At 37.1% G+C, this 7,269-nt stretch carries 4 protein-coding genes and 4 pseudogenes; 5 read left to right on the forward strand and 3 right to left on the reverse strand.

All coding sequences use genetic code 11. The features are described from left to right. Nucleotides 1–38: 38 nt before the first annotated feature. Nucleotides 39–1,125: pseudogene (locus tag ARSQ2_RS04580) on the reverse strand (aspartate ammonia-lyase); the annotation flags it as partial. A gap of 383 nt (nt 1,126–1,508) precedes the next feature. On the opposite strand from ARSQ2_RS04580, the pseudogene ARSQ2_RS04585 reads away from it, so the two are divergent. From ARSQ2_RS04585 to ARSQ2_RS04600, 4 genes and pseudogenes are all read left to right on the forward strand, one after another. Continuing rightward, nucleotides 1,509–2,011, forward strand: a pseudogene (locus ARSQ2_RS04585) (FxsA family protein). A 171-nt stretch (nt 2,012–2,182) separates the two neighbouring features. Beyond that, nucleotides 2,183–2,476, forward strand: coding sequence for a co-chaperone GroES (locus ARSQ2_RS04590; protein WP_181994521.1), 294 nt, complete (start codon nt 2,183–2,185; stop codon nt 2,474–2,476). A 59-nt stretch (nt 2,477–2,535) separates the two neighbouring features. Next, on the forward strand, nt 2,536–4,173 hold the full coding sequence (groL, locus tag ARSQ2_RS04595) for a chaperonin GroEL (RefSeq protein WP_181994522.1): 1,638 nt from the start codon (nt 2,536–2,538) through the stop codon (nt 4,171–4,173). Nucleotides 4,174–4,580: 407 nt separating this feature from the next. Further along, complete coding sequence (locus tag ARSQ2_RS04600; protein ID WP_338078241.1) at nt 4,581–4,877, forward strand: DUF4156 domain-containing protein; 297 nt, start codon at nt 4,581–4,583, stop codon at nt 4,875–4,877. Between the two features lie 126 nt (nt 4,878–5,003). Here ARSQ2_RS04600 and epmB read toward each other — a convergent pair. Beyond that, nucleotides 5,004–6,035: pseudogene (gene epmB / locus ARSQ2_RS04605) on the reverse strand (EF-P beta-lysylation protein EpmB); the annotation flags it as partial. 44 nt (nt 6,036–6,079) lie between these two features. Between epmB and efp the strand changes: the two are divergent. After that, nucleotides 6,080–6,646: an elongation factor P gene (gene efp / locus ARSQ2_RS04610; RefSeq protein WP_181994523.1), complete on the forward strand. Its 567-nt coding sequence runs from the start codon at nt 6,080–6,082 to the stop codon at nt 6,644–6,646. Nucleotides 6,647–6,823: 177 nt separating this feature from the next. On the opposite strand, the pseudogene ARSQ2_RS04615 reads toward efp, so the two are convergent. Continuing rightward, a pseudogene (locus ARSQ2_RS04615) lies at nt 6,824–7,138 on the reverse strand (carbon starvation protein A); the annotation flags it as partial. Nucleotides 7,139–7,269 lie beyond the last annotated feature (131 nt).

Genomic DNA, 7,269 nt, shown 5'->3' on the forward strand with positions numbered 1-7,269 from the left:
ACTCAATATGGTGTAATCAAAATTAAGTCGCTTAGCTATAATTGCAATTGTCCTGCTTCCGCTGCGATAGTAACACAAGTATCGTTGCTAATAACTTTGAAGCATGCTTTATTAACCACTTCAGGGATAACAGGATTGACTTTAGCAGGCATAATAGATGAACCCGCTTGTAGTTCTGGTAGATTGATTTCTTTTAAACCAGCACGAGGGCTGGAAGAGAGTAGGCGAAGATCATTACAGATTTTTGATAGTTTAACGGCTAAGCGTTTTAATCCTGCATGTACTGTAATATAAGCACCACAGTCGGAAGTTGCTTCAATTAAATCTTCTGCCGGAATGCAGGGCAATCCTGTTACTTTAGCTAATTTTTTTACCACCAATTCTTGATAACCAGCAGCGGTATTGAATCGGGTTCCGATTGCGGTTGCACCAAGATTGACTTCAAATAATAATTCACTAGCGCGGTGTAAGTTTTTTATTTCTTCTTTTAATAATGTAGCAAATGGATGAAATTCTTGCCCTACTGTCATAGAAACCGGATCTTGTAATTGGGTGCGACCCATTTTAAGAATATCTTTAAATTGGTTGGCTTTTTGTTCAAAACCTTCTTGAAGTAGGGTAATTGATTTAATTAGGTTAGTAATAGAGTTATAAACCGCAATTCGAAAGCCGGTTGGATAGGCATCATTAGTTGATTGACTCTTATTTAAATGGTCATTGGGATCTAAATTAAATATTGGTATTCACCTTTTTTATGTCCCATTAATTCAAGACCAATGTTAGCCAGGACTTCGTTAGTATTCATATTTAATGATGTACCAGCTCCCCCTTGAAAGACATCTACTGGAAACTGATCCATGCACTTGCCTTTATCTAAAATTTGGTCACAGGCATTAATAATCGCATCTGCTTGTTTTTGTGGAATGGTTTTTAGTTCTTTATTTGCGATTGCCGCTGCTTTTTTACCATTACCATTCCCCGAATAAATTCGGGTACATGATTAATAGTTCGGTCGCTAATATAGAAATTCTCGATCGCACGCAATGTATGAATACTATAATAGGCTTCAGTAGGTACATCTCGTTTACCTAATAGGTCTTCTTCAGAACGGATACTTTTAGACATACAAACCGTTTTAAAACTAAATAGCGATTTACTAACTGAATATGTAATGTAATAGTAAAAATGGATTATATTAACGTCAGATTTGAAATTAATAACTAAGATTTTAATTATAACCGTGATATATATTCCGAAATAGTGGTATTGTCATAAATATGGAATACTATATATGCATCTTAGTGGATTAAATATGATATGTGTGATCACATTCACATAACCCATTAAAAAAATTAAAATTTTTTATCATTGAAAAATGTATAATAGATCGGCATCATATAGGTATTATCGGCTTATAAAGCAAATATTGTGATATTCATTTTTTTGAGAAAATTTATCTTGCTAAGTCAAGAGTTTAGCGTTTTATTAGCAAATATTAGGAGAATTGTATGCGTTGGTTTCCATGCATACTTTTATGCCTGTTAATTTATATCGAAGCAGTTATTTTTGTTAGAGTTGCTGAGAGCATAGGTGTATTAACCACTTTAATATTGGTCGTTTTAACTTCATGCCTTGGAATTTCTTTAGTAAAAAGTCAGGGAATTAAGAACTTATTGTTAATACGTCAAAAATTAGCTGACGGTGAAAATCTGGCCGAGGAGATGATTAAGAATGTGGCCTTAGTGACTGCAGGTATTCTGTTAATCATACCCAGTTTTTTACAGATTTTTTAGGTTTGTTACTACTATTTTCTCCGATCCAAAAACTGATAGTCGTGAAGCTTATGCCGCATATTCATTTTTATTCTGCCGAGGCAGTTAACGATAATTTTAATCGTTCTTCAAAAGGGCATATCTATGAAGGCTAATTTGATAGAAAATCTGATTCTCCATCAAACAGGATTAAACATGAAGACAAATTTTCTAAAAAAGAAGATCATGATGATAAATAATACTAACGATTTTCTTTTTAAGTAGAAAGAAAAAATGAAAAATTTTTTTGTATACCCCCTTGAACTGATTTTAATTGACCCCATTTCGTCAAATGGGGTACTGGTTTAATAAGACATACTAGTATCATCGTTATTTACGTTATATGGATTTTATTTATAGGAGATCTATTAATGAAGATACGTCCATTGCATGATCGGGTTATCATCAAGCTCAAAGAAGTTCAAGCTAAATCTGCTGGAGGCATTGTTTTGACGGGCTCTGCTGCTGGTAAGTCAACTCGAGGCAAAGTCCTAGCTGTTGGTAACGGTCGCATTTTAGAAAATGGTGAAAATAAACCGTTAGATGTGAAAGTTGGCGATACTGTTATTTTTAACGACGGCTATGGCGTGAAGACAGAAAAGATTGATAACAACGAAGTATTGATTATGTCAGAAAGCGATATTCTGGCAATTATTGAAAAATAATTTCTCGCTTATATCTTCAGAATGAATGAATGAATAAATGAATTTAAAGGAAAGAAAAAATGGCAGCTAAAGACGTAAAATTTGGGATTGACGCTCGTGCAAAAATGCTTCGTGGAGTGAGTATTCTTGCTGATGCAGTTAAAGTTACTTTAGGTCCGAAAGGCCGTAATGTAATTCTGGATAAATCTTTCGGAGCACCTTCAATTACTAAAGATGGTGTGTCTGTTGCGCGTGAAATCGAATTAGAAGATAAATTCGAAAATATGGGTGCCCAGATGGTAAAAGAAGTTGCATCTAAGGCGAATGATGCAGCAGGTGATGGCACAACCACAGCAACAGTACTCGCTCAATCGATTGTTAGCGAAGGTTTAAAAGCGGTTGCTGCCGGCATGAACCCAATGGATTTAAAACGAGGTATTGATAGAGCGGTTTCTGCGGCAGTTGAAGAATTGAAAAAATTATCTAAACCGTGTGCTGATAATAAAGAGATTGAACAAGTCGGTACGATTTCGGCTAACTCTGATAAAACCGTCGGTGCTTTAATTGCTAAAGCAATGAAAGCAGTTGGCAAAGAAGGCGTTATTACCGTTGAAGAAGGTTCCGGTTTAGAAGATGAACTAGCTACTGTTGAAGGTATGCAATTTGATCGCGGTTATTTGTCTCCTTATTTTATTAATAAGCCAGATGCGGGCTCTGTCGAATTAGAAAATGCCTATATCTTGTTAGTAGATAAAAAAGTTTCTAATATTCGTGAATTGTTACCTGCATTGGAAGCTGTCGCTAAAGCAGGCAAGTCGTTGTTGATTATTGCTGAAGATGTTGAAGGTGAAGCCCTGGCGACATTGGTGGTAAACAACTTACGTGGTATTGTAAAAGTTGCTGCGGTAAAAGCTCCTGGTTTTGGTGATCGCCGTAAAGCCATGTTGCAGGATATTGCTATTCTAACCAAAGGTGCTGTTATCTCTGAAGAGATCGGTATGGAGTTGGAGAAAGCGACGCTAGAAGATTTAGGTCAAGCAAAACGTATCGTTATTAACAAAGATAACACCACTATTATTCATGGTATCGGTGAAAAAAGCACGATTAAAAGCCGTATCGAACAAATTAAGCAACAACGTGATGAAGCAACCTCCGATTATGATCGTGAAAAATTACAAGAGCGTATTGCCAAGTTATCAGGCGGTGTTGCGGTGATTAAAGTAGGTGCTGCGACTGAAGTTGAAATGAAAGAGAAACGTGGCCGTGTTGATGATGCGTTGCATGCAACTCGTGCAGCCGTAGAGGAAGGTATTGTTGCTGGCGGCGGTGTTGCTCTGGTTCGTGTTGCAGCTGCATTAGATAAGTTGAAAGGTGACAACGAAGATCAAAAAGTTGGTATTGATATCGCCCTTCGCGCGATGGAATCACCTATGCGCCAAATTGTTGAGAATGCGGGCGAAGAATCAGCTGTAGTTGTTAACAATGTTAAACAAGGTAAAGGCAACTACGGTTATAACGCTTTAACTGAAGCGTATGGCGACATGCTTGACATGGGTATTCTAGATCCAACTAAGGTTACTCGTTCGGCTTTACAATTTGCTGGCTCAATCGCCGGTCTTATGATCACAACTGAAGCTATGGTAACTGATTTACCAAAAGAAGATAAAGCTGATCTAGGTGCTGCTGCTGGTATGGGTGGTATGGGTGGTATGATGTAAGGTATTAAAATCTTAACATCGTTATCCTTATCACGAGAAAAACCCTGAGTTTAACTTTTGACTCGGGGTTTTTTATTATCAGATTTTTATCTGTTTGCAATTTGATTTCATTAAGGGTTTGCTAGCGGCTGGTTATTGGCTTTAAGTCTATTTTTTCACATAAGATGATTTAATTTTGCGATAATATGATTTAACCGACTATATTTACTAGAATAGGGTAAAAAATATTGTTAACACGCTGGTATAAAAGATTGATTTCCAAACTATTTGGCTGGATATTATGTTGTTATTGATAATAAGCTTAATTTGGCAAAAAAAATCGGTAATGTAAGCGTTGATATTAATATATAGCTAAAAGTAAATGAGGAACAACATGCGAATTAAAGTATTGCTTGGTGCCACACTATTTGTCTTGGCTGCCTTGTTCAACAACCAATAAAATTACCACCACGGGTGAAAAAGTTCGTTTCGTTAATGCCCAGGCAGGAAGTGAATGTCGGCATTTAGGGTCGGTTACCGGCACCCAAAGTAATTGGCTTAGTGGCGTAAATAATGAGTCTAGTTCACTGCGTGTCCCAGCAAATGATTTAGGAAACAAAGTTTTTGAGATGGGAGGTAATGTTATTTATGGCGCTAATAGCCCTACGGAAACGTTACTCTTGAGTTTTATTCCTACTGACAGTAATAAGACAGTAATAAAATGATAGGACAAGTTTATAAGTGTCCATAAGGCATCCTAAGCATGATCCTGAATAATATAGGATTAGGATAATGCGTTTTATTATGTAGCTAAATTGTAATTGTAATTGTAATTGTAATTGTAATTGTAATTGTAATTGTAAGTCAATCGGTGTTTTACTCAATTTTCCACCTATTTCTCTGGTTAATCTCGGTACCAGGGTACCAGATAGCCTGAGATATGGGTAAGCAGTTCTTTCATTATGATGCGGGCCTCTTCATCCGTTACCATAAAATGGGCGGCACCTTGGACTTTATCTAATAAATGTAAATAATAAGGCAGTATGCCGTTTTCAAACAGTTTATTACTTAATTTAGCGAGACACAGTCAGCATTATCATTCACACCGCGCAAAAGTACACTTTGATTTAATAAGGTAACACTTACCTGTTTTAACTGTTCCATCGCGCGACTAAACTCACTGTCAATTTCGTTGGCATGATTGATATGAGTCACCATAATAATCTGTAATCGAGAAATATTGAAACGTTGCCAAAGTGTTGTGGTAATGCGAGCAGGAATAACCACCGGTAATCGGCTATGGATCCTAAGCTTTTTGATATGAGGGATAGTTTCTAACTGTGACATCAGCCAATCTAACTCATGATCTTTTGCCATCAAAGGATCTCCGCCTGAAAAAATAACTTCATTAAGCTCAGTATGGCGTTGAATATAATTTAATGCAATCTGCCAATGTTGTTTGTTGCCTTTGTTTTCTTCATAGGGAAAGTGACGCCGGAAGCAGTAGCGGCAATTAACGGCACAACCTCCTTTCACTAATAGTAGGACGCGATCCTGATATTTATGTAATAATCCTGGAATTTGACTATTTTGCTCACTTAACGGGTCAGTCAAAAATGTTGGCGTAGGATTAAATTCAGATTTTAGTGTAATAACTTGCCATAAAAGGGGATCATTGGCATTAACGATCCGCATTTTTGCAATAAAAGGGTGTGAGGTACGCGCAGCGGAAATAAAGCACGAGCAGCACTTCCAGCACGCAATTCCGGATCATTTTTTAGTGACAGTAATCGTAGCAATTCGTCAGGATCAGTGACAGCTTTTGCAAGTTGTTGTAGCCAGACTTCTCTGGCAGGGCTTTTTTGAGTTACAATATTAAACATTTTTTGGCTATGCCATTTTTACTTAAAAAATTTAGAGGATTTCTATGGTTACCTATAGTACCAATGAATTTCGCTCAGGTCTTAAAATCATGTTAGATGGCGAGCCTTGTGCAATTGCGGAAAGCGAATTTGTCAAACCAGGCAAAGGGCAAGCGTTTGCTCGCGTACGGATCCGTAAATTAATTTCTAATAAGTTATTAGAAAAAACATTTAAGTCAACTGATTCTGTCGAAAGTGCTGATGTTATGGATCTGAACTTGACCTATTTATACAGTGATGGTGAGTTTTGGCATTTTATGAATAATAAGACTTTTGAGCAACTAGCTGCTGATGAAAAAGCGGTCGGTGATAATGCAAAATGGTTAATCGATCAAGCTGACTGCATTGTTACATTATGGAATGGACAGCCTATTGCTATCACGCCACCGAATTTTGTTGAACTGGCAGTGGTTGATACCGATCCGGGTTTAAAAGGGGATACCGCAGGTAGGAGCGGAAAACCGGCAACATTAAGTACCGGTGCGGTGGTAAAAGTTCCGCTATTCGTTCAAATTGGTGAGGTAATTAAAGTTGATACCCGCTCCGGTGAATATGTTTCTCGGGTGAAATAATATTTAGCTAATCCATCGCTTTTAATTAAAGGTTGTTTGTTAACAATGAATGGAGTGATAGGAGCATTATTTTTTATTGCTAATAACAGCCTGAAAATTTCAGGCTATTATTGTTTCCGCAATATTTTCTATTATCTTAGTTATTGATTTATCTGTTTGCTATTAGCCATTAGTGATTTAGGACTTAGGTATTAATAAAATTCGCTCTGGATTCACAATAATGTTCTCATCATTTGCCGCTATTGCTAAGTAGGGTGTTTCACGGCTGGTCGGGGTGGCTGATTTGAGCGCGCTTAAAATCGTTCTGATTGAAAACAATGCTAAAATCACCACCGTGATCATAAAAAAGCTGGTTAATCCTGCATCGACACGATTATTAAAAACTAATTGCACTAACTGAGATTGGCTATATTGTGGCGGAATATTACCGCTGTTAATCAGCGACTGAAATTTGTTGGCAATGGTCAAAAAACCGATACTATAGCTAAGCGACTTAATTTTGATTACACCATATTGAGTGCGAACAAAATATCTGTGTCGCATCCGAGCGCTCTTTTTTTACATTTAGCTTGTGCCCATTTATGTTCAATTGGATTAAGATCTGGCGAATAGGTATAGCTAAG

This window comes from Arsenophonus endosymbiont of Bemisia tabaci Q2, assembly GCF_902713415.1.
Lineage (GTDB): Bacteria > Pseudomonadota > Gammaproteobacteria > Enterobacterales > Enterobacteriaceae > Arsenophonus.